Here is a 25,268-nt window from a genome sequence, read left to right as displayed (position 1 = left end):
CAGTTACAGTCGTTATAATAACTAATTAGCGATGCCCGCTAAAAAGTAGTAGTTTCGATAAAATGTTCATCAACTTTCTAATGAGTTTACCCCAAAGTCGTTGGCTGATTATTCTGCCTATTCTCTTGTGGGGCCAGCTGGCGCAGGCGCAATTACCTCTTCGGGGTACGCGCTGGCAAGGTATTCGTGGCACATCGAGTGATGGCCGGATTCGGCTAGCCTTCCGTAATGATACGTTGCTGGTAACCAACGAGTCCAGTAACGTAGCGCTTGAAACGATGACGTATCATCAGGTCGGTGATACGTTATACCTTCAGAAAATTACCGGGCAAAGTCCCTGTGGCACCAACGTAATGGCTCTTCTACGCATAACTTACCGAAATAGCGGGGAGCTATTTACTGTACAATCCATCCGCGACGATTGCCCGGAACGTAGCAAGGCACTGGCTGTTCAGGCAACCTTTACCCGCATTCGGATTAATCCCAATCAGCCTCCCCGAAACTGGCCTCATCTCGACCCACAGACCGATTCGGTAGCCGGCATTAGTCTGTATCGTGCTTACGATCTGTTAAAAGGCAAATCGTCGGTGCCAGTAGTGGTGGGTGTATTGGATTCGGGCGTTGATTTGACACACGAAGATTTGCGCGACGTGATCTGGACAAATCCTAAAGAGAAACCCAATAACGATATCGACGACGATAAAAACGGCTACACCGACGATCTTCACGGCTGGAATTTTATGGGTGCCAAAGATGGTACTACGTATGAATATGACCATCCCGAGATTACGCAGACGTATCTACTCTTTAAAGGTAAATACGACAACGCTAATCCGGAAAAACTGAATGCCATAGAGAAACGTCAATACGATACGTATCAGCAAGCAAAAAAACAGTTTTTGCAGCATTTCAAAGCTGACTGGCCCAAACACGTAGCGCTGTCTGATACCGTAAAATTCTGGCAGGTGGCCAGTCAGATTCAGGCGCAGTTGCCAGATAGTGTTACGTCGCAGGGGGCGATCCTGGCGATTCAATTAGCTCCTGACTCTGTAGCTGCTGCTGCTCAGGCCATATTGGCAGATGCATACAGGCCCGATTATGGCCCGTTTCGACGGTATGTTACGTTGATTCGGCGTAACTGGAGCCGGTTCCGGCAGATAATGGGCAGCGAAGCTGATATTGCTTACAATCCTTATTACACCCCCCGCAAAGCTGTAGGCGATGACCCAGCCAATCCCAACGAACGCTACTATGGCAGTCCACGTATGTTACTGGGCAATTCAGAGCAGTTGGCTATGCACGGAAGTCATGTAGCTGGTATTATAGCTGCCAGACGCAATAACGGACGGGGAATTGACGGCGTGGCTGATAATGTGCGAATTATGCCCATATCGGTGGTGCCTTCTAATGGTGACGAGCGCGATAAAGACGTAGCGAATGGCATTCGGTACGCCGTCGATAACGGAGCAAAAGTTATCAATATGAGTTTCGGGAAACGGTTATCGCCCTTTAAGGAGCAGGTCGATGCGGCTATCCGTTATGCTGAAGAACACGACGTATTGATTGTTCACTCATCGGGCAACAACGGTGAGAACATAGATTCTGTCGCATCATTCCCATCGGCCCGATATGAAAATGGAAAACTGGCGTCGAACGTACTGGTTGTAGGAAACAATACGTGGCGACTGACCGAAACGTTACCCAGCCGGTCATCGAACTACGGCCTCCAGATGGTCGATCTTTTTGCACCGGGTACGGAGGTTTTATCGACGTTGCCCCGAAATCACTACGCAAGCTTATCGGGCACTAGCATGTCTTCACCCATGACGGCTGGCGTAGCGGCTTTGCTACGTTCTTATTTTCCGAAATTAACGGCGGTTCAGGTAAAAGATATTCTTGTGAGGAGTGCCTACCGTCCTGATTTACAAGTGCGTAAACCAGGACGTTCGGGGCAGAAAGTAAACTTTCGCGAGTTGAGCCGTTCGGGCGGCATTGTCAATGCGTATGAAGCGGTGAAACAATGTCTGAACCGGGATTGAGCTGATTTAGGGATTTTCTGGATTTTGTTGTTCGCTTCTTCGAAGCGTATTGATTTAATCAAAACAAAATCCAGAAAATCCCTAAATCAGCTCAATCCCGGTTCAGACTACCAGTCAACTTCCTGTTTGTCGTGCCAGAATTTTCCGGTTTCGTGATTGGGTGCTTCGGTGGCTAGCCAGACGATGGTTTCAGCCCCTTTTTCTACGGTGCGATTAGCGCCAGGACCTCCCATATCAGTACGCACCCAGCCTGGGTCAACGCAGTTAACGACAATATTCTGCGCTTTAAAGGCACCGGCGAATTGTCTGGTTACAGCATTCAGGGCCGTTTTTGAGATACTATAAGCAGGCGCATACGTAGTCATATCGTTTAGTGCACCAGCTCCACTCGATACATTAATAACCCGTCCACCCGAAGGACTTTTGGCTAGGAAATCCGCAAAATCCTGTGTAACCAGAATCGGCCCCATTACGTTGGATTTCAGTGTCCGTTCGAGCATTTCGACATTCAGTCGAAGAATAGTTTCGCCGTGGTCTTCTAATATGCCTGCATTGTTAATTAATACGTCCAGGTGATCAGCTTTCTGTGAGAACGTACCACAAGCCGTTCGAATACTAACCGGGTCAGTTACATCAAGTTGAATAAACGTAGCTTCGTAGCCCTGCTGACAAAATTCTTCGGCTGTTTCTCTACCCTTGGCCATATCGCGGGCACCGATAAATACGGCAAACCCCTGCTGGGCCAGTTGTCGGGCAATTTCTTTACCAATTCCTTTATTAGCTCCTGTGATAAGTGCTGTGCGCTGGTGTTCCGTTTTCATAAAAATCGATTGACCACATTACAGTAGTCATGTTATCTATGTACTTACTGCCAACCCCTGCAAAATGTTTTTGGAAATTAACCGTACGCTCAACCTACCGACCGTTCGCTCAGAATGTCCCGGAATTTTAGTAATTAGCGACTAATCTTGTAGCACCCTATTCGTAAGGTATCATTATGAAACTATTGTTTTCCGTACTGGTTTTGACCGTCTGCCAGGTCGGTGTCTCGTTTGCCCAAACGGGTTCGCCAGCAAAGCCCGCCGGTACCAGTACCCAATCTACCAACCGGCAGCAGGAACTCTACGATCAGTATCACGGCGTTACAAAAAAATCGTCGACGCCGTCAACAGCTCCAACGAATACACCCACAACGTCAACTCCCGCTACCAGTCGGCCTACTCCGATTACGCAGTCTGCGCCAACAGCATCGGGCAGTACCTCTGGTAATACGTCAGGCAGTATGTCTGGTAATACCTCTGGTAATATGCCGGTTAATACGTCTGGTAGTTCGTCAGGTATTCGGATTGGGCTACGTGGCGGTGTTACGTATCCGATTTTTTTGGAAAGTCAGCCAGGTGTTGAATCAGGTATCGGCTTTACAGGGGGGGTTACGTTCAATTTTGGTGCAGGTACGCTGTCCTTCCAGCCTGAAGTCAACTATACTCGATACACTGCTAAGGGACGTATATCAACTATCGGTACTATCACTCAGGCTTCCGACTTTATTGAAGTCCCCTTGTTTCTAAAAATTGCATCGGGCACGTATGATGGGAATCGCTTCTTTGTGAATATTGGCCCATATGGCGCTTATAATACCAGTGCGAGTATTGACGGCAAAAAATTTTCGCTGGAAGGAGCAAGCGGACGTATTAGATTTGGGGCGGCTGCGGGCCTTGGAGCTGCTATACAAGCGGGCCCTGGACATTTTACCGTTGAAGTTCGTGGTCTGTACAGTTTGGGCGATACGGATGATGGCTTTGATACAGACTCAAAAACAATATTTGCTCAGGCAGCCGTTGGTTACATTTTTCCACTGGGCGGCCGATAATAAAAAATCTTTCTCATAGAGTGGGTTTTTGGAATGGCGACGACCGTTGGGCGTCGCCATTTTTGTATTGATAGAAAAGCTGTTACCCGCGTTTCCTGATTTTTGACAAGCCCGATACTTCCTGCGATTTGACGGTTGGATTACCGCTATAAGTCAGCGTACTAACCCCATCAGCAGAGGCAGCTAGAGATTCCGTTACGTGAATATCAGCATGGCTGGCGCCGTCCAATTTCACTTCTGAACGAGCAACGGTCAACTTCTCTGCATTCAGATTGCCTGCACCTGATAGGTTGATATCGGCTTCTGCTACGTTACCCTGTAAAGTGGCCCGTGAGCCATCCCGCACAGTTAAGTCCAGCGTTTTGGCCGAAACTGTAGCTGTCATTCGGCTTCCTGTTTCCACGACAAGTGTCAGTTGATCGGCCTGAATCGGCAGTTCTGATTGAATTGAGCTGCCTGTGCTGACCATCGCCCGATCTAATTTTGCTACGTGTATGGTAACTGTTACGCCTTTCGTTTGCTTAAAGCGCTTGTGATTGTTCAGCATTACGGTCAGTTCGCCGTTTTTTACATCGGTTATTACGTGTTCGAGAATGTTGCTTTCGCCTTCCAATTCTGCTTTTGTAGCATCACCCGAAACGATACGTACCCGTGTACCGATTCGTACGTTCAGTTTGGTAAACGAGCTGATGGTTCGCTGTTGTTTTACAATCTCGCCATTGCCCACAATCTCATCCTGGGCAGAAGCAATCTGAAATCCAATTAAGGCAAGTGCGAAGGTAAGGATGCTGATTTTCATAATGTAAGGCGATCATTAATAGGAATCAATATAGGCAATGATGCATATTCTCTGAAAAACGTTGCCTAAACAGATGAACGTAGTGAAAATAAAAAGTGCCCGAAATGGGCACTTATCGACTACCAATAGTTGAATAGATTACTACGTCCCTTCAAGCCGCGCTACGTTAAAAAAGCAGTTTCCAGCCATTGAAGAACAAATCTTTGCCCGGTTGACCCGACCATTGCTGTTCGATAACTGTTTCTTCGACAGTAACTGGATGTTCATCTTTCTGCACAACAATAGCCGAGATGCCCTCTTTAGCCAGTAAGCGGCAGATATCTTTCGTTGCGTTCGTGGCTTTGCCAGCTACTAATCCTACTGTTTCCTCTTTCGTTTTCATGGCTATTGGTTTGTTGTATGTGCAAACAAATTCTTGTGAAAATTTTTAAATACCTCCGCCCAATGCTTTAGCTGCGCTGAAAACCTGCTTCGTTAACTGACAAACAGACGTTTCGCCAAGCACCTGCGAATACCTTGCTCCTACCCGATCCCATGCCTGGGCAATTTCTGGCTGAATTGCTTCTCCTTCAGCCGTTGGATAAATCAGGGTTTTCTTCCCTTCCGACTCCCGACGAACAAGGCGTTTCTGCTCGAGTTTTTCGACCAAACGTGTTATAGTCGACGGGGTCAGACAAAGTGTTCCACTTAATTCTGAGGGCGTTATACCAGGTTGCTCTACCACTTCACATAGCATGTATGCATGTGAATAGCATAATCCAAACCGTCCAAATTCCTCGTCGCCAATCGCGGTGATGGCTCTTGATAGTGCGTTGGCTGAGAAAAGCAGGCAAGCACTGTAACGCGATTTTGAGGTTTTGACCTCAGTAATTGTACTCGTTGTTACGTTATCCATTACGTTTCCTCTCGTACTTCGGCAACAAAGGTAAGAATGATATTTGTATGTGCAAACAAAAATTTAAAAAATGTAGAGGGCTTTGGGCGTAGAGGAAAGGGAATGGGTCAGAAACTACTCCCAACCTCATGCCCTTTCTCCTACGTCCCATGCTCTGTGCTATTTCCTCGGTAAGTGAACTTCGGCTAACATGCAACGGGCAGAACCTCCACCGTTGCCCTCAATCATCGACAGATCGAAATGGATTAACGTAGTGTAATCATCCAGTAAATCGATTTGTTTAGGCGTTAGGGATTCGAATGCGCGATCCGACATCACCAGCAACTTCTGCCCTTTCCGAGTCTTGATCATCAGCATATTACCGGCGAAATTAGTCATTTGTTCCAGCGAAATATCAATAACTCGCTTGCCCAGACTTTCCAGTTCCTGACGTATCATCAGTCGCTCATCGGGATCAGTAATGGCTGAAAGACACACCACCGCAAACGTATCGGCAATGCACATCAATACGTTGGTGTGATAGATGGCCTGTCCGTTGGCATCAGCAGACGTAAATGATACGGTTCGGTAGCCCGTCTGACGGCCAAACTCAGCCAGTACGTCAGGATGCGTTCGGGGCGACAGGCTGGCAAATGCCACGCGGTTCATTCGATCAAGAACCAGGCTGCCCGTTCCTTCCAGAAATTTACCCTCCTGCTCAAAATGCGTCAGGTCGATAATTCTGGCAACGTGGAATCGTTTGCTCAAGTCATCAATAATATCCTGTCGACGTTCGAGCCGGCGGTTTTCGGCCTGCATCGGATAAAGTACGACCGTTCCGCTGGCGTGAAACGAAACCCAGTTATTCGGAAAAATCGAATCGGGCGTATAAGGGTCTACGGTATCTTCATACACCATAACGTCGACTCCCAGTGCCTGTAGGTTACGCGTCATTTCATCGAACTCACGCAGGGCGTCCTCCTGGGCGACATCCTTCGTTTGCGCAGCCAGTTTAATATCCTGAAATGCGTTCGATTCGGCTGTTTGGTCGTTAAAACCGAATCGAACCGGACGAATCATTAAAATACGGGAAGTAGCCTGTGATTGCATGTACTGATATCCGTTTGTAAGTCAGTACGTTCGTCAGTTTGCCTTAATAACGTACTATTTTCTGGGAGCAAGTTAATACAATCCGGCTATTTGTTCAATGCTTTTCAGGTGACGGGGAACGTACTAGCTAACTACAGCTTCCCGAAAGTTATCAAACTATTTACTACACATCCTCGCGCCAGAGCGGCAAACTCATGCAATGCGAACCACCCCGCGCCCGGCTCAATTCGGCCGAAGGAAGCATGATGAACGTATTTTCGATGGTTTCGGGCGATGATTCTCCCCTTTCAAAACGGTCGAGCAGTTTAGCGGCTCCAATCACCTCAAATCCAGCGGACTGAAATGCATCAGCAGTTTTATCATTTCGGTCATAACCGATAACAACGCCATCTTTCAGAGCCAGCAGATTACACGAATCTGTCCATTGTTCGCGGGCACCGAACGGGAATTCATTATTTCCCGAATAAATAAACTGAACGGGTTCGGTAGCACCAAGGTCATTCTTGCTGATGTCGGTCAGCAGATCTTCGAGGTTTTCGATTTCGATGGGTTTGTGTTCCAGCCCTTTAATGAATTGCAGAATTTTGAGGTCTTCCGATACGTCGGTTGGCGCAAAGAAATGGATTACGTCGCGTTTTTTGGCTTCGTCGCCGGTGCGGGCCAACGTTCCCAACAAGACCCATACGTTCCGTTTCACCTGTGTAAAAATGGTGTCGATGTGCATGTAATCCCGCTTTTTCGGAATCTTGATAATAGTAACCGTATCGACCAGATTTTTACTGAATACAATACGCATCACCTGCTGAGCTGCATACAACGTAGTACGTTCACTAACGCCGATAAGCAGATGACGTTTGGCAATCATCATCACGTCGCCCCCTTCCAGCGTCGAGCGTGTTACGTCGCGATTGATGTCGGTATCGGAGAGCAGAAAGGCATGTTCGTTATCAGGAATTTCAATGATTCTATTCTGATAATCAGCGAAAAGCGGATGATTGAAAAAAATATATTGCGTCAAAAGAGCCTCGCGTGTACGCGCTGATTTCGCCGGTTTATTGAGCAGAATGTGATCGTTAATGATAATACCAATATCGCGAGTGAAGATAAAGTTAGGCAGGGGCGCGAAAAGCATCGTCAAATCAGGTAACGAACCCGATATCATGATTTTAGCCAATTCGGCCGGGTCGTACTGGTTTAGCTGCTGCTGCGTCTGAAACGAAGTACGCTCGATGCCGCAAATGGCTGCAATCAGACGGATACGTATCGACTCATCGGCCAGAATATCAGCCAGCAGCGATTGAATATCCAATACGTTATCTGACCGGAAATACTCAGGATTATCAGGCTTAAAAAACGCTCTATCCGAACCGGGACTAAGTGAATTAATTTTTCCCCGGATCTTATCGGGGTCCAGAAAATATAACAGAAGCTTAACGTAGTAATCGTACTCATCCCGGCGCATCATGTCCAGATGCACAATATCTTCAAACAGCCAGTCCTGCGCTTTCGAGGGTACAACTTTTCCTAATCCACGGTCGGGGCTATGAATCAGGAGTTTCCGAAGCGTACCGATTTCGGAGGAAACCTGAATACCAAAAGGCTTTGTCGACGTTTGACTGTTTTCAGACATTGGCTACTTCACAAAAGCTAGTTCTACGTTAAGCGTCCCAGGAATGCTACGTTAATTCGGGCAAATCGCGGTCTGCAATGTACAGGTTTGCGAATAGATAAAGAAATCACCAGTACGTATTGGCAACAAGGTAGTTAGAGCAATTGAATACGTTTACGAACAATACGTATTGACAAAATCAGCCAGCCGCTTAATGTCTTCTGACGTATGAAACGCGCTTATTACGATACGTGTATTGGCCCGATCAGCGGCTGTGGGATAGGCAAACGAATAGATTAGAATCTGGTGATTGAGCAGCTTCTGGTATAAATCATCGCGCTCAGTAAAAAAAACTGGATAGCCTTCCGAGTGTTGAAATATACCTGAAGGAAGCAGCAACTTTTCGGCCAGTAAAATATTCTGCATCAGCCGTTTGTAGCCTTCTGTATATAACGTATCAGCGTGGCAGTAAGCCTCTAAATAAGCGGGAGGCATGGGCGAACAGGCTCCGAAAAATGCGGTCTGACGTAGTGATTGCAACGTAGCAGAATCGCCGAAAACCACTCCTCCCGGTAAGCCCATCGCTTTGGCCAGCGAAGCCGTTATCAGCAAACGTACTGAACTTCCCACGGCATCCAGTTTCTGCCTGATTTCCGGCCAGATTCCCCGTCCTTCGTTCAACACACCCAGCCCATGCGAATCATCGACAATGAGGGTTATTGGGCGATCCTCAGGGAGTGAACGTACCCAATCAAAATTATAGTAAGCCGAGGCTACTGCATCGAGTGAATTAACCAGAATTGCTACGTGTCCTGAGGAGGTATTTCGCAGTTGATCAGGCAATTGATTCACCCATTCCGGGAAGGATAATGACGGAAGCGTTACGTTGGGATCGTACCAGAGAGCCGGGTGGGATTTTGGCGCATACATGAACGTAGTAGCTTGTCCACGCAGCCAGTTGACAATTACCTGCCCGGCCATCATACCCGATGAAAGCGTCAGGGACGTAGCATTCGGTACGTTGCCCATCACCCACGCAGCAAGCTTACTCTCAGCAACTTCGTAAATAGTTAGTCGTAGGTTTCCGTTGCGCGAACTGCCGAAAACAGTACCATATCGACCTAAAGCATCTCGCGTAATTTGCTGAAAGGCGGGGTTTTGTGGCAACCCTAAATAAGCTGTTCCACTGAAAAAAAGATATTCCTGCCCGTTATGTTCGATAACTCGATTCGGCAGGTGATTTATTTCAAAAATTTCGTTCAATGGAATACCTCAGTTTTGGGTTTGTAGTATTTCAGTCAATCGGACCCCCGTTCCGTTTTCCTGGGCATACACTACGTTGCCATTTTCGAACGTAACGCCGGTAGCCGGGTCATTGGCGATTAGCATAGCGCCGTCTAAATCAGCGTAATCCAGCAAAGGCAGTAGCTGCGATATAGCAGAAATTCCTACGCTCGACTCAGTCATACAGCCCACCATTACGCTCAGATTCAGCGCGCGGGCACGGGCAATCATTCGCCGGGCAGGGGTTAAACCGCCACATTTGGTCAGTTTAATATTTACGCCGTGGAAATAGCCCGCGCATCGGTCTACATCGCTTTCCACAATACAGCTCTCGTCGGCAATAATAGGTAACGCGCTTTGCTCAAATACGGATTTTGCGCCTTTCCAATCATCGGCAGGTAGCGGTTGTTCGATAAATTCTACATTGAGCGTTTTCAGGATTTTCGATTTCGCTATGGCCTCCTCCGCCGTCCAGCCGCAATTAGCATCCACCCGAAACAAGGCATCCGTGTGTTTTCGTAATGTTTGTACCAGGGCGATATCTCCGTCAGGACGGCCCAGTTTAATTTTATACAAAGGCCACGGTCGCTCCTGCATTTTAGCCACCATTTTTTCCGGCGTATCCAGGCCAATGGTGTAGTCGGTTATCGGGCTCGTTGCCGGGTCGAGATTCCAAAGTTGATAGAGGGGTTTCTGCCGCCGTTTAGCCCACAAATCCCAGGCTGCCTGATCGAGCGCGCAGAGAGCAAACGGGTTCTGTGACAGATAGGGTTGCATCTCGGCCCAAAACTGCTCCGGTTTGGTTAAGGAATGGGATTCGATACGTTCCCGAATGGCTTCGAGGGCGGCTATCATTCCCTCAACAGTAAATCCATAATACTTGGTAGCGGTGGCTTCGCCAAAGCCGCTGTATTCCTCATCGCGAAGTTCTACCAGTAGCGTTGGCTGCACATCGCGACTGTCGTGGGCAATGGTAAACGTATGCCTCAACCGTAAATCAACCGGGTGAAAAAGTAACTGCATCTGCCTGAAATTTTGGCAAAGATAACAGTTGTTACCGCCTTCCTAAGTCGCGTAAGTCGGTTAAACCCAGACGTAACGCTTCAAGTACCATACCCGTGCGGCTTTTAACATTCAGTTTTTGAAAGAGTGATTCACGATATCCATCCACTGTTCGGAGTGCTACGCACATAATGTCTGCAATTTCGGCGTAGGTTAAATCGCTGCTGGCCAGCTTCAGGAACTTCAGTTCGCGGTCATTCACTTGAGCAATGGCCCCATTAGGTTTTGATTTGCCTGCGGTAAAATTTTGAAACAGTTTTTTCGCCAGAAGTTCAGAGTAGTGATGCCCTTTTGTGCACACATCGTCTAAAGCCAGCCGTAATTCGGAAGGTAGACACGCTTTCAATAAATAGCTTCGTACACCCAGACGCAACATCCTCGTGATATCCTCTTCTCTGTCGAACATGGAGAGTACAATTATTTTCACATCAGGATAGTGCTCCTGCAAGTATAGAGCGGTTTCAAACCCATCCATTTCGGGCATATGCAAATCCAGCAAAATAATGTCAGGAATCTGCTTCTGCTCCAGGTATGTGATTACTTCGCGCCCGTTCCCAGCGACAAACAATACGTCATAGTCATTAAATGTTTGGATTAATCCAGAGAAAGCTTGAGCCACCAAACGATGGTCGTCAACGACGGCAATGGTTGTGGACATTGATAGGCTGGGCTGATTTATTTGTAGAGTCAGAAAGTTAGTGGCTTAAGCCCCGTTTTGCTAATATGAATGAAAATATTTTGTTGTTATTCATAACGGACAGGCAACTTAATTTCAATATATGTTGCTCCTACTCAAAGAGTTTGCGTCATTAACCTGTAAATTGGAAGTTTCAGTTACTAATTACTACAAGCCTTCGCTAATCAGCTCACATCAGCATCGTCTTATACAATCAAAAACGCAAATTGAAAAGGGGAAAATCCCCGTTTAAAAATCATGTTTAATCCCCTTTTTACAGGCCTACTTGTCTGGTAGATTTGCCTCTGTCAATCAGAGGGAATCCTTCACCACATCAGGCCTTCATACCTTCTCAGTCAGCCAGTAGCAAACTACTGGCTGATTTTTTATCTTCTACATATCTTCATCACGACGTTACTGTTAGCACTTCGTTAAAAATCCCGGAATACATCTGCCAAAACTATACGTCTACTATTGGTTTACGTCATTACCGACACTTATTACTTTTTCTTTGAAAAATATAATTATTACTAATAAAATCAGGTCGGTAGCTAAGAAAAATAGTATAACTACATTCTAAATCTGTCTGGACGAAATCTTCGTCTTATTTTTACGTTTTGTAAGTTAAACCACCTTCCAGCTTTATTATGAACCGAACTGCCGGTATAATAGCATGGGTGTTCGTATTGCTTTCATGTACGGTTACCTATGCGCAGGACTCTAAACTTCAACTAGTTCTCCCCTCTCAATCTAACTGGAACGTAGTATCCGAAGGAAGTACCGTTCGGTTCGACCTGAAAGCTGTTGCCTCTGCCAGCGATACGCTTCGGTTTTCATTCGGTGCAGAAGCCGAAGAAGGTATGCAGCTCGATTCGCTGGGTCATTTTTCGTGGACGCCGGATTTCGATTCGGCTGACCGTATCCAGACGACCAAAATATATCCCGTTACGTTCGAGGTTCGAAATCAACAGGGGCAGACATCGACCAGAACCGCTGACCTGAAAGTACTACATGTTAATCGACCACCCATTATTGGTGAATTACGTCCCTTTTACGTAAGCTACCGTACGCAGAACGTATATAAGCTTGATGCACAAACGGTACGTGACGAAGACGGCGATCCGCTTGTATTTATTCCGATTACCGACCAAATGCCTGAAGGCAGCAAGCTTTCGTCGCAGGGCGAATTAACCTGGAATTTATCGCTGAATCAGTTTAACCGGCTTAAACAGAATCCACAATACATCGAATTCTGGGTTGAAGACCAGCCCGCTAAAACGCGCACCAAGGGGCGTCTGAAAGTGGAAGCTACCCAGATGGATTTACCACCTGATATTGCCGTAATTCCGAAAGCGACGCATTATAAGCTGCGTGAAAATGCAACGGTTAATCTAAAGTTTTACCTCTGGGACCCAAACGGCGAAGACGATGTAGCAACGTTTAATTTTCTGGCCGATAATCAGCAAATTCCAAAGAGTTCGCTGGTAAAAAACACGAACAATCAGTACGAATTCATCTGGCAGCCGAACTACGATTTTGTAAAAGATCCTTATGATTCCCTGAATGTCGAAGTTACTTTTTACGTACTTGATAAGGCTCAGAATCGGGAAGAACGACGTATTACGTTTACTGTTTTAAATACGGTGAATGAAGCCGAGAAGGACCGCTACTATTATGCTCAGTATCGACAGGCGTTAGTGCAGGCATGGGGGCTTGTCGAACAACTAGCTGATAAGGAAGAACAGCTTAAACACGATTACAAACGAGCAAAAGGTGGTAAGCGGAATCGATCAGTAGCTAATGCGTCGCTGGGGGCCGTTACGGGCGTTTCGCCTGCTCTAACGTCTAACAATCAAAGTTCGCAACGTATTATTTCGGCAGTGGGCGGCACAGCGGTGCTCACAATGGGTACGCTGGAAGCGACTGAGGTCATCGGAAAGTCGATGAAAGATTTGCTCGACCGTTACAACTACGTACTGGGCAAGAAAAGTGAATTGCAAAACAAAGGCGACGTATTTTCCCGCGAGTTCGCGTTGAAAGCCACTCGACGTAGCAACGAGTTCATCAAAAAATTAGATGATTTCCGAAACGTAATGAGCCTGAGCGGACTGGTTGCGCTGGAATTGGATGCGAACTGGCAAAGCAAAAAAGAAGCGACGGACAAAGCCATCAAGCGAACATTTAAAGACTTTTCTCCTCTGGAGGAAACGCAATAACGTAGCAACAATGCGTATCAATAGGTCGCCCGAACCTGGAATTCAGGCGACCTATTGTTTTGTGATCGTTACGTTAGCACAATCGAAAAAGAAGCCTCGAAAACCTTACCAGTTGCTACGTGTTGAATGGCTTCTTTCTGCTCAATTGGTTTCAAATCCCCCTCACTATCAGCACAACCAAGCCAGGGTTCTATGCAGACAAACGGCGCACCCGGCTTAGCCCACAAACCCAGATTGGGGAATTCAGGGAAACGTACCGCTACGGAGTGATTATGTTTAGTGCTACGTATCACTACGCTACGTGAATTTATGTTCTTGAAAACCAGCGCATCCTGATCAAACAAATGTTTCGTTAATCGCAAACGATTTCCTGACGTATCACTACGTTCCGTAGGCACTTGCTTTACCTCACCTGTGAAGAAACCATTAGCCGACAGCATATGGGTTTCGAGTGGCTCAGTCTGTTCGAACTGAAGAAAATAATCTTCGTAGGCTTCTTCCGCCGAAAACGGCACGGCAAAGGCCGGATGCGCTCCCACTGAAAAGTAGATCGTTTTTTCGTCCCGATTCACCACACGGTACGTAACAGTCAATTGTTTCTCGTCAAGCTCATATATAATCTGAAAGTCAAATTCGTATGGAAAATGCGTCTTTGTGGCTTCACTGGAACGTAGCAGGAAAACGGCGTGATTTTTTGTCGATTCAGTAAACTCGAATACCGATTGCCGCGCGAAACCGTGTCGTTCCATCGGATACGTTTTACCATCAATCAGTACTACGTTGTTCAGGCAACCACCCACTACGGGATACAGATTTGGAGCATGCCATCCCCATATCGTTGGCTCCGCTTGCCACAAATGCTCAATACCGCTCGGTTTATGAACGATAGATGTTAACTCAGCTCCTTTCGGGCGAATCGCGACGCGGATGAAATCGTTTTCTAAAGTTGTCATAGCTGTGAAACAACAAAAGCCGTCCAATGTTGGACGGCTTTTGTCTGTTTGACGACCACCGGGATTATGGTCGATTGAATTGGTTTAGAACCGGAAGTGCGAGAACGCCTTGTTGGCTTCAGCCATGCGGTGCGTATCGTCCTTCTTTTTCACAGCTGCGCCTTCACCTTTCGATGCGGCAACGATTTCGGCTGCTAAACGGTCTACCATGGTTTTTTCACCACGCGAACGAGCGTACCGGATAAGCCATTTCATGCCTACCGCGACCTTCCGGTCTGCCCGTACTTCGGTTGGCACCTGGAAGGTAGCTCCACCGACGCGACGGCTTTTTACTTCAACTGATGGCATTACGTTATTCAATGCCTTTTTCCACGTATCCAGACCACTTTCGTTCGTGCGTTTTGCCACTACGTCGAGTGCGTCATAGAAGATGGAGTACGCCAGGCTCTTTTTGCCTTCGTACATCAGGTTATTTACAAATTTGGTTACGAGGACCTCTTTATATTTCGGGTCAGGTAACACGTAACGCTTGGGCGGTTTCGCCTTTCTCATGTTTCTTCAGATTTTTGGTCTTACTCTGAACGTAGCCTTTCCAACGTCCAGTCAAAATTTTGATATATGATATCGAATGTATGATATATGCAGCTGGCGATACATCATATTTCCTACATCATACATATTTACTTACTTTTTCTTTCCTTTTTGAGGTGCGCCTTTGCCGGCTGGAGCCTGACCTGGTTTCGGACGTTTTGCACCGTATTTTGAGCGGCTTTGCAGACGACCATTTACACCGGCCGTATCGAGCGCACCCCGTACAATGTGGTAACGTACTCCTGGAAGGTCTTTCACCCGGCCACCACGAATCAGAACGATTGAGTGTTCCTGTAGGTTGTGACCTTCGCCCGGAATGTAGGCGTTCACTTCTTTCTGGTTCGTCAGACGAACCCGGGCTACTTTCCGAAGCGCCGAATTTGGCTTCTTCGGCGTCGTCGTGTACACACGTGTACACACGCCCCGACGTTGTGGGCAAGAATCTAAAGCAGGTGATTTTGATTTATCGACCAGCTTTTCGCGACCCTTGCGTACTAATTGCTGTATAGTAGGCATTTTAAATTTGTTTACGAAAAAACAGTCTTCCCGAATTTTGAGGTGCAAAGATACGGAAAAAGTTATAAAGTTGTATGGTAATAAAGTTGTAAAGTTATAGGGTTATAAGGTTGTAGAGTTAAAGCACCGAATGGCAACTCTACAACCTTATAACCCTATAACTTTGATTATGCCTGTCCTACGGGACCACCATAACCGCCCGGAAATCTGAACGTATCGTTGGGGTCATTAATGCCACCGTGAGCCTCTTCGTAGCGGCCGATATTTTCACGTAGAGCCTCTAACAGGCGTTTGGCATGCTCAGGTGTTAGAATGATACGTGCTTTTACCTTTGCTTTTGGCACGCCTGGCATGAGCCGAATAAAATCCAGGATAAATTCGCTATTTGAATGGGCAATCATGGCCAGATTAGCGTAAACGCCTTCAGCAATTTCTTCGCTGAGTTCTACGTCGATAGCTCCTTCGGTGTTCTGTTGTTGTGGATTGTTCATGAACAATTTTTTTGCAAAAATAAGGGTATAAACAGAAACGCCCCAATTCAAAAAGAACTGGGGCGTTTCTGTTTATCTAAGCGGAGATTATACCGTTGCCCGTTTCTTTGTACGTGCGAACTGTTCGCGCGATTCGGTTAACGTATCAAGCTCTTCTTTCGAACCAACAATCGTATTCTGATAACGGCGGATACCTGTACCGGCCGGAATCAGGTGACCTACGATTACGTTCTCTTTCAAGCCTTCGAGCGTATCGCGCTTACCACGAATAGATGCCTCACTCAACACTTTCGTGGTTTCCTGGAAGGAAGCCGCCGAGATGAAGCTATCGGTACCTAACGAAGCCTGCGTAATACCCATCAGCGTGGGTTGCGAAACGGCAGCCATTGCATCACGTACGGTAACGAGTGCCATATCGCGACGTTTCAGGCTTGAGTTTTCATCACGTAGCTGACGGCTCGTGACAATCATACCTGGCTTGAAGTTTGGCGAGTCACCAGCGTCCATCACTACCTTGGCGTCGAGGACTTTGTCGTTTTCCTCACGGAACAACCATTTATCCACAACCTGACCTTCGAGGAAGTTGGTATCGCCAGAGTCGATGATTTCAACTTTCTGCATCATCTGCCGAACAATGGCTTCGATGTGCTTATCGTTGATTTTCACGCCTTGCAGGCGATATACTTCCTGAATTTCATTCACCAGATATTCCTGAACAGCCGTTGGGCCTTTGATGGCCAGGATGTCGCTCGGCGTAATGGCACCGTCCGACAGCGGAGCACCAGCCCGTACGAAGTCATTGTCCTGAACGAGGATGAATTTCGACAGCGGTACAAGATATTTCTTCTTGGTGCCGTCTTTCGACTCGATGAAGATTTCGCGGTTACCACGTTTAATGGCACCATACGTAACAACACCGTCAATTTCGCTCACTACGGCAGGGTTCGATGGGTTCCGGGCTTCGAACAATTCCGTTACGCGCGGCAGACCACCCGTGATGTCACGAGTTTTACCAACGTTACGTGGAATTTTTGCCAGAGGCTGACCAGCTTTGATCGATTGTCCAGCTTTCACTACCAGACGAGATCCAACCGGCAGGTTGTAGCTCTTCTGTAATGGACCACCGTCGTTGTCAGGCAAGTGCAATGTCAACGTAGTGGTGCCCTGAACAACGATAGCCGGGTTTTTCGCTTTATCACGGCTTTCGATGATGACCATCTCCTGGAAGCCCGTCTGTTCATCGAACTCTTCCCGGTACGTAATACCATCTTCAATCGCGTCGAACGTCAACGTACCGGTCAATTCTGACAGGATAACGGCGTTATAGGGATCCCAGGCGCAGATATCGTCGCCTTTCTTCACTATATCGCCTTCTTTCACCCGCAGGAACGCGCCATATGGTACGTTGTTGCTGATCAACACCTGGCTACGGTCATCAGGATTAACAATCCGAACTTCACCCGAACGACCCATAACGACCGTTTGCGCGTTTCCTTCAGCGTCTTCCGACTCAACCGTACGCATTTCTTCCAATTCAATCAGACCGTCGAATTTCGCTTTGATCGATGCATCGACCGCGATGTTCGATGCCGTACCACCCACGTGGAAGGTACGTAGCGTTAACTGTGTACCCGGCTCACCGATGGATTGCGAGGCAATTACACCTACCGCTTCACCGATGTCGACCATGCGACCCGATGCCAGGTTACGACCGTAGCACTTGGCGCAAACACCCTGCCGCGATTCGCAAGTCAGTACCGAACGGATTTCAACTGTTTCAATGCTGGTTTCATCAATATGAGCAGCTACGTCTTCTGTTACTAGTTCACCAGATGCCACAATCAGCTCTTTCGAAAGCGGGTCGTAAATATCGTGAACCGTAGTACGTCCCAAAATCCGTTCGGACAGCGGTTCAACGATATCTTCGTTGTCTTTCAGAGCAGATACTTGCAGACCACGTAACGTTCCGCAATCATCTTCGCTGATGATAACGTCCTGTGCTACGTCGTGCAGACGGCGGGTCAGGTAACCAGCATCAGCCGTTTTCAGAGCCGTATCAGCCAGACCTTTCCGGGCACCGTGCGTCGAGATGAAGTACTCCAGTACGTCAAGGCCTTCTTTAAAGTTCGACAGAATTGGGTTTTCAATAATCTCACCCACAGAGCCTTGCAGGTTTTTCTGCGGCTTAGCCATCAGGCCCCGCATACCACCCAACTGACGAATCTGCTCACGCGAACCACGGGCTCCCGAGTGCATCATCATGTAGATGGAGTTGAAACCACCCTGATCAGCTTCGAGCTGCTTCATCAGTGTTTCGGTCAGACGTGAGTTCACGCGCGTCCAGATATCGATAACCTGATTGTAACGCTCATTCTCCGTAATCAGACCCATCATGTAGTTATCCCAAACACCCTGTACTTCAGCCTTGGCTTCTTCAACCAAACCTTGTTTGGCTTCAGGGATCATGACGTCGCTCAAACCGATTGACAGGCCGCCCCGGAAGGCCATCTGGAAACCAAGTTCTTTGATTTCGTCAAGGAACTGAGCTGTCCGAGCACCACCCGAAATTTTAAAGATAATCGCAATAATCTGTTGCAGTTTTTTCTTCGTCAGCAGTTCGTTGATAAAACCAACTTCTTCAGGAACAGCCTGGTTGAACAACAGCCGACCAGCAACCGTATCGATTACTTTATAGCCCATTTCGCCATTTTCATCACGGACTTTCACCCGGCATTTGATGTTGGCGTGTTTGGAAATTTTGCCTTCGTTGATACCGATGATAACCTCTTCGGCACCGTAGAACGTCATACCTTCCCCTAAAACCTGGTACTCAGGCGAGCTCTTACGTCCTTTAGTTACGTAATAAAGACCAAGTACCATGTCCTGCGATGGTACAGTAATTGGAGCCCCGTTAGCTGGGTTCAGAATATTGTGCGATGCCAGCATCAACAGAGATGCTTCGAGTACAGCTTCCTGGCCCAGTGGTACGTGAACAGCCATCTGGTCACCGTCAAAGTCAGCGTTGAAAGCCGTACAAACGAGTGGGTGCAACTGAATAGCTTTACCTTCAATCAGTTTTGGCTGGAACGCCTGAATACCAAGACGGTGCAGCGTGGGAGCCCGGTTCAACAGAACAGGGTGACCTTTCAATACGTTTTCCAGAATATCCCAGATAACGGGGTCTTTCCGGTCAACGATTTTCTTCGCCGATTTCACCGTTTTCACAATTCCCCGCTCGATGAGTTTCCGAATAACAAACGGCTTGAATAACTCAGCCGCCATATCTTTTGGCAAACCACACTCGTGCAGTTTCAGCTCAGGACCAACCACGATAACCGAACGACCCGAATAGTCAACACGCTTACCGAGCAGGTTCTGGCGGAAACGACCTTGTTTCCCTTTCAGCATGTCAGACAACGACTTCAGCGCACGGTTACCTTCCGAACGTACCGCGTTGACTTTCCGCGAGTTGTCGAACAGCGAATCGACAGCCTCCTGAAGCATCCGTTTTTCGTTACGCAGAATTACTTCCGGCGCTTTGATCTCAATAAGACGCTTCAGACGGTTGTTCCGGATGATAACCCGGCGATACAAATCGTTCAGGTCAGACGTAGCAAATCGGCCACCATCCAAGGGGACGAGCGGACGTAGTTCGGGTGGAATAACTGGCACCATCTTGATAACCATCCACTCAGGACGGTTTTCAATACGTCCGTTTGCCTCCCGGAACGCTTCTACGACTTTCAGCCGTTTCAACGCTTCGGCCTTACGTTGCTGCGACGTATCGGTAGCAGCCGCGTGACGTAGCTGGTAAGAGAGTTCGTCTAATTCCAGGCGAGACAGCAGCATTTCCAACGCTTCGGCCCCCATCTTGGCGATGAATTTGTTCGGGTCTTTGTCGTCGAGATGCTGATTGCTGCTTGGCAGTTTGTCGATAATATCCAGATACTCGTCTTCTGTCAGGAAGTCAAGCTGGTTGATACCGTCTTCGGCTTTCACACCGGGTTGAACCACTACGTAGCGTTCGTAATAGATAACCTGATCGAGTTTCTTGGTAGAAAGGCCAAGCAGGTATCCGATTTTGTTTGGTAGGCTACGGAAATACCAGATATGCGCTACGGGCACCACCAGTTCGATGTGACCCATACGCTCCCGGCGAACCTTTTTCTCGGTCACTTCCACCCCGCAACGGTCGCAGATAATGCCTTTATAGCGAATACGCTTGTATTTACCACAGTGACACTCCCAGTCCTTCACTGGCCCGAAGATGCGCTCGCAGAACAAGCCACCCATTTCGGGTTTGTAGGTCCGGTAGTTGATAGTCTCCGGCTGTGTCACTTCGCCGTAGGAACTCTCCAAAATAGACTCCGGCGATGCCAGGCTGATCGTCACGCTCTGGAAGTCGCTATTGAGTTTTTTGTTCTTTTTGAACGACATTGGTTGGAGATTATAGGTTTGAAAGAGTCGTTAGTTTATAGTCGATAGTCATTAGTGGCTTGCGCTTCCAACGACTATCGACTGAAAACTATTGACTGGTTACTCTAATGTAATTTCAAGCGCCAGACCACGTAACTCGTGTACCAGTACGTTGAACGATTCCGGAATATTGGGCTTCGGCAGGTTTTCGCCTTTTACGATAGCCTCATACGCCTTCGCCCGACCCACTACGTCATCCGATTTCACGGTCAGGATTTCTTGCAGGATGTTCGAAGCACCGAATGCTTCCAGCGCCCATACTTCCATTTCCCCGAAACGCTGACCACCGAACTGCGCTTTACCACCCAGCGGTTGCTGCGTAATGAGCGAGTAAGGTCCAATCGAACGAGCGTGCATCTTATCGTCAACTAAGTGACCGAGTTTGAGCATGTAAATGATACCCACCGTTACCTTCTGGTCGAAGCGATCGCCCGTCAGACCATTGTACAGGTACGTCCGGCCGAACGATGGCAGACCAGCTGCGTCAAGTTCGTCAGCAACCTGCTGTTCGGTAGCGCCGTCGAAAATAGGCGTAGCATACTTGCGGCCCAATTTCTGACCAGCCCAGGCTAGTACGGTTTCGTAAATCTGACCGAGGTTCATCCGAGACGGTACGCCCAGCGGGTTCAGTACGATATCGACCGGTGTACCATCTTCAAGGAACGGCATGTCTTCATCACGAACAATCCGGGCAACAACCCCTTTGTTCCCGTGACGACCGGCCATCTTATCCCCTACTTTCAGCTTCCGCTTCTTAGCAATATACACTTTAGCCAGTTTAACGATACCTGCAGGCAGTTCGTCACCAACTTCCAGCGTAAACCGCTCGCGTTTGAACCGACCCGTGATTTCACTACGTCGGTTGTTGTAGTTTTTCACCAGTGCTACTGCCAGTTCATTCAGCTTTTCGTCGTCTGTCCAATCGTTCAGATTCAGGTCGGCCAACAGGTTAGCTTCTTCCGGTACAGCATAACCCGACTCATCGCGATAAGCGTTTTTATCAGGGAAGAGGTTATCGGTAATATTCTTCCGGTTGAATTTCACGCCTTTGCTCACAATTTCGTCTCCGAATTTGTGTTTCACACCTGAGCTGGTTTTTCCTTCGAGCAAAGCCACTGTTTTTTCAATCATACGAGCCCGGAAGTCATTTAACTCACGGCTGTATTTTTTCATCAGAGCCTTCACTTCGTCCTTGTGTTTACCACGCTCTTCTTTAGCAGGGCGGGCAAACAGTTTGGTATCGATAACCACACCTTTCAGTGATGGTGGTGCTTTTTTCGACGCGTCTTTTACGTCACCGGCTTTATCACCGAAAATGGCACGTAGCAGTTTTTCTTCTGGTGTTGGATCGCTTTCGCCTTTTGGCGTAATCTTACCAATCAGAATATCACCTTCTTTCACTTCAGTACCAACACGAACGATACCATTTTCATCAAGGTTACGAACCGTTTCTTCCGATACGTTCGGGATTTCAGAGGTCAATTCCTCTTCACCACGTTTTGTATCACGAACTTCCAGCTCAAACTCTTCAATGTGAATCGAGGTGAAAATATCTTCACGTACCACACGTTCCGAAATCACGATAGCATCCTCGAAGTTGTAACCCTGCCACGGCATGAATGCCACTTTCATGTTACGTCCAAGCGCCAGTTCACCAGCCTGCGTAGCATAGCCTTCGCACAGTACGTCACCTTTCTTCACCTTCTGGCCTTTTAGCACCGTTGGCTTGAGGTTAATACAGGTATCCTGGTTAGTACGGCGGAACTTGATGAGGTTATACGTTTTCGTTTCTTCATCGAACGTAACAGCCAGTTCATCATCGCTCAATTCGTATTTCACAACGATTTTGGTCGAATCAACAAACTGAATAACACCGTCCGATTCGGCAATAACCAGCGTCCGGGAATCAACAGCTACACGGCCTTCCAGACCCGTTCCCACAATTGGTGCTTCGGGACGTAGCAGCGGCACAGCCTGACGTTGCATGTTCGAACCCATCAGGGCACGGTTAGCATCGTCGTGCTCCAGGAACGGAATCATGGAAGCGGCCACCGATACAATCTGGTTCGGCGCAATATCCATAAATGTTACGTTGCCTGGCTCAGCCATCGGGAAGTCACCTTCAAAGCGAGCTTTCAGTCGGTCAACATGGAAGTTACCTTTCGCATCGACACCGGCATTCGCCTGGGCAATGTAATGCGTATCTTCTTCTTCAGCAGTCAGATACATCACCGGTTTATCCATCGATACCTTCCCGTTTTCAATAATACGGTATGGCGTTTCGATGAAGCCCATGCTATTGATTTTAGCATAGACGCACAGCGACGAAATCAGACCAATGTTTGGACCTTCAGGTGTTTCGATAGTACACAGACGACCGTAGTGCGTGTAGTGTACGTCACGAACTTCGAACCCGGCCCGTTCACGCGACAGACCACCAGGCCCTAGTGCTGACATCCGACGCTTGTGCGTCACTTCAGCCAACGGGTTGGTTTGGTCCATGAACTGCGACAGCTGGTTCGTACCGAAGAACGAGTTAATAACCGACGACAATGTCCGGGCGTTAATCAGGTCAACAGGTTTGAAATCCTCGTTATCCCGAACGTTCATCCGCTCTTTAATGGTACGTGCCATACGGGCCAGACCAACACCGAACTGCGCGTACAATTGCTCACCTACCGTCCGAACACGCCGGTTGCTAAGGTGGTCAATGTCATCGACAACGGCCTTCGAGTTAATCAGACCAATCAGGTATTTCACAATCGACACGATGTCTTCTGTAGTCAACACCTTCATGTCCGACGAAATGTCGAGCTGTAGTTTTTTGTTGATCCGATAACGGCCTACATCACCCAAATCATAACGCTTGTCGGAGAAGAACAGGCTCTGGATAATCTCACGAGCGGTTTGTTCGTCTGGTGCGTCTGCGTTACGTAGTTGCCGGTAGATTTGCTCAACAGCCTCTTTTTCAGAGTTAGAGCTATCTTTCTGCAACGTATTATAAATAATGTTGTAATCGGCCATATTCATGTCTTCCTTATGCAGAATGACCGAACTTTGACCCGAATCAATAATCACATCGATATCATCAGCCGAAACCATTGAGTCGCGCTCGAGCAATACCTCGTTCCGGCTGATAGAAACTACCTCACCCGTATCCTCATCCACAAAGTCTTCCGTCCAGGTACGTAGCACCCGAGCTGCCAGCCGACGACCGATAGCTTTTTTCAAGTTAGCAGGCGTAGCGGGTAATTCTTCCGATAGGCCAAAGAGATCAAGGATGTCTTTATCCGAACCGAAACCAATGGCACGTAGCAGCGTCGTTACCGGGAATTTCTTTTTCCGGTCGATGTAGGCATACATGACATTGTTCACATCCGTCGAAAACTCAATCCACGAACCTTTAAACGGAATGATACGTGCCGAATAAAGTTTGGTACCGTTAGTGTGCTTACTCATTGAGAAGAACACACCCGGCGACCGGTGTAATTGAGATACAATGACCCGTTCAGCTCCGTTGATCACAAACGAACCTTTTTCGGTCATGTACGGAATATTCCCCAGAAATACCTCCTGCTCAATCGTTTCAAAATCCTCATTGTCAGGATCATTGTTCGACAGACGCAGTTTGGCTTTCAGGGGCACTGAATACGTTAACCCACGATCAATCGATTCATCGACCGAATATTTTGGTGGGTCGACCGAGTAATCGATAAACTCCAGTTTGAAGTTCTCGCGGGAGTCAGAAATTGGGAAATTTTCCTGAAATACCTTGAACAAACCTTCTTCCGAACGTTGGTTAGATGGAGTATCAAGCTGGAAAAAATCTTTGAAGGATTTTACCTGAATATCCAGAAAATCTGGGTATCCAATTACTGGCTGAATCGTCGCAAAATTTTTGCGCGTACTGATTTTCGCGTTTGTCGCCAAGATTATGCTTCGTTTAGTGCGTAACCGATTCTAATTGTGTGCGTTGCGTAGATTTGCTACGGCACATAAATTGATTTACGTAGTGAGTTTTCACAAATTGTGATTTAGCTGAGACAATCAATACTTGAGTCAACAACAAACCAAAATTGAACATCGTTATTTCGTAAATCAGTACTCCCCGGGCGTCACCCGACCCAAGGGGCGTAAGTAAAGAACATAAGGCAATAAAAATAAGTTTGTCTTTTGCAAGTGCTTAGACAAAAAGTCTCCAAACAGGAAAAGACCAGACGTTTGTCTGGCCTCCCTGTCTGGAGCGATATGCGAATGTGCTGTTACTTATTTAACTTCTACTTCAGCACCAGCTTCTTCGAGTTGCTTCCGAAGCGCTTCCGCTTCATCCTTAGCAACACCTTCTTTTACTGGTTTCGGAGCAGTGTCAACTAATTCTTTGGCTTCTTTCAGGCCCAGACCGGTCAGATCTTTCACTAGTTTCACCACTGCCAATTTAGCAGCACCAGCCGATTTCAGAATAACGTCGAACGACGTTTTCTCAGCAACAGCCGGAGCAGCATCGCCACCACCTGCAGCACCACCAGCTACCATTACGGGAGCAGCAGCAGCTGGCTCAATTCCATACTCATCCTTCAGGATAGCAGCCAGTTCATTAACTTCTTTAACCGTCAGGCTTACAAGCTGCTCAGCGAACGCTTTTAAATCTGCCATTGTAGTATTTTCTTAATTTGATTGTGATACAATTGATTTTGTCATGCGG

General features: G+C 47.5%; 19 protein-coding genes. 3 read left to right on the top strand and 16 right to left on the bottom strand.

The features are described 5' to 3' along the window. Nucleotides 1–80 precede the first annotated feature (80 nt). Complete coding sequence (locus IC229_RS10155; protein ID WP_190886848.1) at nucleotides 81–2,039, top strand: S8 family peptidase; 1,959 nt, start codon at nucleotides 81–83, stop codon at nucleotides 2,037–2,039. Nucleotides 2,040–2,146: 107 nt separating this feature from the next. On the opposite strand, the gene IC229_RS10150 is transcribed toward IC229_RS10155, so the two are convergent. Further along, entirely contained in the window at nucleotides 2,147–2,860 is a 714-nt protein-coding gene (locus IC229_RS10150; protein WP_190886847.1) for an SDR family oxidoreductase, read from the bottom strand. 176 nt (nucleotides 2,861–3,036) lie between these two features. Here IC229_RS10150 and IC229_RS10145 point away from each other — a divergent pair, with 176 nt between their 5' ends. Beyond that, nucleotides 3,037–3,909 carry an outer membrane beta-barrel protein gene (locus IC229_RS10145; protein ID WP_190886846.1) on the top strand — a complete coding sequence of 291 codons (873 nt, stop codon included), beginning with the start codon at nucleotides 3,037–3,039 and terminating at the stop codon, nucleotides 3,907–3,909. 82 nt (nucleotides 3,910–3,991) lie between these two features. Here the strand turns inward: IC229_RS10145 and IC229_RS10140 are convergent, their stop codons facing one another. From IC229_RS10140 to IC229_RS10105, 8 genes are all read right to left on the bottom strand, one after another. Then, a complete protein-coding gene (locus IC229_RS10140) occupies nucleotides 3,992–4,708 on the bottom strand; it encodes a head GIN domain-containing protein (protein WP_190886845.1) in 717 nt (238 codons plus the stop codon). A 166-nt stretch (nucleotides 4,709–4,874) separates the two neighbouring features. Further along, a complete protein-coding gene (locus IC229_RS10135; RefSeq protein WP_190886844.1) occupies nucleotides 4,875–5,090 on the bottom strand; it encodes a hypothetical protein in 216 nt (71 codons plus the stop codon). A 45-nt stretch (nucleotides 5,091–5,135) separates the two neighbouring features. Next, a complete protein-coding gene (locus tag IC229_RS10130) occupies nucleotides 5,136–5,603 on the bottom strand; it encodes a MarR family winged helix-turn-helix transcriptional regulator (protein ID WP_190886843.1) in 468 nt (155 codons plus the stop codon). Between the two features lie 159 nt (nucleotides 5,604–5,762). Then, nucleotides 5,763–6,692, bottom strand: coding sequence for a citrulline utilization hydrolase CtlX (gene ctlX, locus IC229_RS10125; protein ID WP_190886842.1), 930 nt, complete (start codon nucleotides 6,690–6,692; stop codon nucleotides 5,763–5,765). 163 nt (nucleotides 6,693–6,855) lie between these two features. Beyond that, nucleotides 6,856–8,322 carry an arginine deiminase family protein gene (locus IC229_RS10120; protein ID WP_190886841.1) on the bottom strand — a complete coding sequence of 489 codons (1,467 nt, stop codon included), beginning with the start codon at nucleotides 8,320–8,322 and terminating at the stop codon, nucleotides 6,856–6,858. A 153-nt stretch (nucleotides 8,323–8,475) separates the two neighbouring features. Next, nucleotides 8,476–9,564, bottom strand: a complete 1,089-nt coding sequence (locus tag IC229_RS10115; protein WP_190886840.1) for an aminotransferase class I/II-fold pyridoxal phosphate-dependent enzyme — start codon at nucleotides 9,562–9,564, stop codon at nucleotides 8,476–8,478. A gap of 9 nt (nucleotides 9,565–9,573) precedes the next feature. Then, nucleotides 9,574–10,608: a dipeptide epimerase gene (locus IC229_RS10110; protein ID WP_190886839.1), complete on the bottom strand. Its 1,035-nt coding sequence runs from the start codon at nucleotides 10,606–10,608 to the stop codon at nucleotides 9,574–9,576. Nucleotides 10,609–10,639: 31 nt separating this feature from the next. Beyond that, nucleotides 10,640–11,305: a response regulator transcription factor gene (locus IC229_RS10105; protein WP_190886838.1), complete on the bottom strand. Its 666-nt coding sequence runs from the start codon at nucleotides 11,303–11,305 to the stop codon at nucleotides 10,640–10,642. A gap of 665 nt (nucleotides 11,306–11,970) precedes the next feature. Here IC229_RS10105 and IC229_RS10100 point away from each other — a divergent pair. Next, nucleotides 11,971–13,539, top strand: coding sequence for a hypothetical protein (locus IC229_RS10100; protein ID WP_190886837.1), 1,569 nt, complete (start codon nucleotides 11,971–11,973; stop codon nucleotides 13,537–13,539). A gap of 68 nt (nucleotides 13,540–13,607) precedes the next feature. Here the strand turns inward: IC229_RS10100 and IC229_RS10095 are convergent, their stop codons facing one another. From IC229_RS10095 to rplL, 7 genes are all read right to left on the bottom strand, one after another. Beyond that, nucleotides 13,608–14,492 (bottom strand): aldose 1-epimerase family protein, encoded by an 885-nt coding sequence (locus tag IC229_RS10095; RefSeq protein ID WP_190886836.1) that lies wholly within the window; start codon nucleotides 14,490–14,492, stop codon nucleotides 13,608–13,610. A gap of 84 nt (nucleotides 14,493–14,576) precedes the next feature. Continuing rightward, nucleotides 14,577–15,044 carry a 30S ribosomal protein S7 gene (gene rpsG, locus IC229_RS10090; protein WP_171741632.1) on the bottom strand — a complete coding sequence of 156 codons (468 nt, stop codon included), beginning with the start codon at nucleotides 15,042–15,044 and terminating at the stop codon, nucleotides 14,577–14,579. Between the two features lie 132 nt (nucleotides 15,045–15,176). Continuing rightward, nucleotides 15,177–15,599: a 30S ribosomal protein S12 gene (gene rpsL, locus IC229_RS10085; protein ID WP_190886835.1), complete on the bottom strand. Its 423-nt coding sequence runs from the start codon at nucleotides 15,597–15,599 to the stop codon at nucleotides 15,177–15,179. A gap of 167 nt (nucleotides 15,600–15,766) precedes the next feature. Continuing rightward, on the bottom strand, nucleotides 15,767–16,090 hold the full coding sequence (locus IC229_RS10080) for a DUF3467 domain-containing protein (protein WP_190886834.1): 324 nt from the start codon (nucleotides 16,088–16,090) through the stop codon (nucleotides 15,767–15,769). An 87-nt stretch (nucleotides 16,091–16,177) separates the two neighbouring features. Then, nucleotides 16,178–20,527 (bottom strand): DNA-directed RNA polymerase subunit beta', encoded by a 4,350-nt coding sequence (gene rpoC, locus IC229_RS10075; protein WP_190886833.1) that lies wholly within the window; start codon nucleotides 20,525–20,527, stop codon nucleotides 16,178–16,180. A 99-nt stretch (nucleotides 20,528–20,626) separates the two neighbouring features. Next, nucleotides 20,627–24,496: a DNA-directed RNA polymerase subunit beta gene (gene rpoB / locus IC229_RS10070; RefSeq protein ID WP_190886832.1), complete on the bottom strand. Its 3,870-nt coding sequence runs from the start codon at nucleotides 24,494–24,496 to the stop codon at nucleotides 20,627–20,629. 336 nt (nucleotides 24,497–24,832) lie between these two features. Continuing rightward, a complete protein-coding gene (gene rplL, locus IC229_RS10065) occupies nucleotides 24,833–25,219 on the bottom strand; it encodes a 50S ribosomal protein L7/L12 (protein ID WP_190886831.1) in 387 nt (128 codons plus the stop codon). Between the last annotated feature and the right edge of the window lie 49 nt (nucleotides 25,220–25,268).

Source organism: Spirosoma profusum (assembly GCF_014699005.1).
Taxonomy (GTDB): Bacteria; Bacteroidota; Bacteroidia; order Cytophagales; family Spirosomataceae; genus Spirosoma; species Spirosoma profusum.
The sequence above is the reverse complement of the archived record's forward strand: the minus strand, read 5'-3'. Positions and strand labels throughout refer to the sequence as shown.

Coding starts and splice junctions, on each gene's coding strand:
- IC229_RS10155 (WP_190886848.1), top strand. CDS start 81: ATGAGTTTACCCCAAAGTCGTTGGCTGATTATTCTGCCTATTCTCTTG.
- IC229_RS10150 (WP_190886847.1), bottom strand. CDS start 2,860: ATGAAAACGGAACACCAGCGCACAGCACTTATCACAGGAGCTAATAAA.
- IC229_RS10145 (WP_190886846.1), top strand. CDS start 3,037: ATGAAACTATTGTTTTCCGTACTGGTTTTGACCGTCTGCCAGGTCGGT.
- IC229_RS10140 (WP_190886845.1), bottom strand. CDS start 4,708: ATGAAAATCAGCATCCTTACCTTCGCACTTGCCTTAATTGGATTTCAG.
- IC229_RS10135 (WP_190886844.1), bottom strand. CDS start 5,090: ATGAAAACGAAAGAGGAAACAGTAGGATTAGTAGCTGGCAAAGCCACG.
- IC229_RS10130 (WP_190886843.1), bottom strand. CDS start 5,603: ATGGATAACGTAACAACGAGTACAATTACTGAGGTCAAAACCTCAAAA.
- ctlX (WP_190886842.1), bottom strand. CDS start 6,692: ATGCAATCACAGGCTACTTCCCGTATTTTAATGATTCGTCCGGTTCGA.
- IC229_RS10120 (WP_190886841.1), bottom strand. CDS start 8,322: ATGTCTGAAAACAGTCAAACGTCGACAAAGCCTTTTGGTATTCAGGTT.
- IC229_RS10110 (WP_190886839.1), bottom strand. CDS start 10,608: ATGCAGTTACTTTTTCACCCGGTTGATTTACGGTTGAGGCATACGTTT.
- IC229_RS10105 (WP_190886838.1), bottom strand. CDS start 11,305: ATGTCCACAACCATTGCCGTCGTTGACGACCATCGTTTGGTGGCTCAA.
- IC229_RS10100 (WP_190886837.1), top strand. CDS start 11,971: ATGAACCGAACTGCCGGTATAATAGCATGGGTGTTCGTATTGCTTTCA.
- IC229_RS10095 (WP_190886836.1), bottom strand. CDS start 14,492: ATGACAACTTTAGAAAACGATTTCATCCGCGTCGCGATTCGCCCGAAA.
- rpsG (WP_171741632.1), bottom strand. CDS start 15,044: ATGAGAAAGGCGAAACCGCCCAAGCGTTACGTGTTACCTGACCCGAAA.
- rpsL (WP_190886835.1), bottom strand. CDS start 15,599: ATGCCTACTATACAGCAATTAGTACGCAAGGGTCGCGAAAAGCTGGTC.
- IC229_RS10080 (WP_190886834.1), bottom strand. CDS start 16,090: ATGAACAATCCACAACAACAGAACACCGAAGGAGCTATCGACGTAGAA.
- rpoC (WP_190886833.1), bottom strand. CDS start 20,527: ATGTCGTTCAAAAAGAACAAAAAACTCAATAGCGACTTCCAGAGCGTG.
- rplL (WP_190886831.1), bottom strand. CDS start 25,219: ATGGCAGATTTAAAAGCGTTCGCTGAGCAGCTTGTAAGCCTGACGGTT.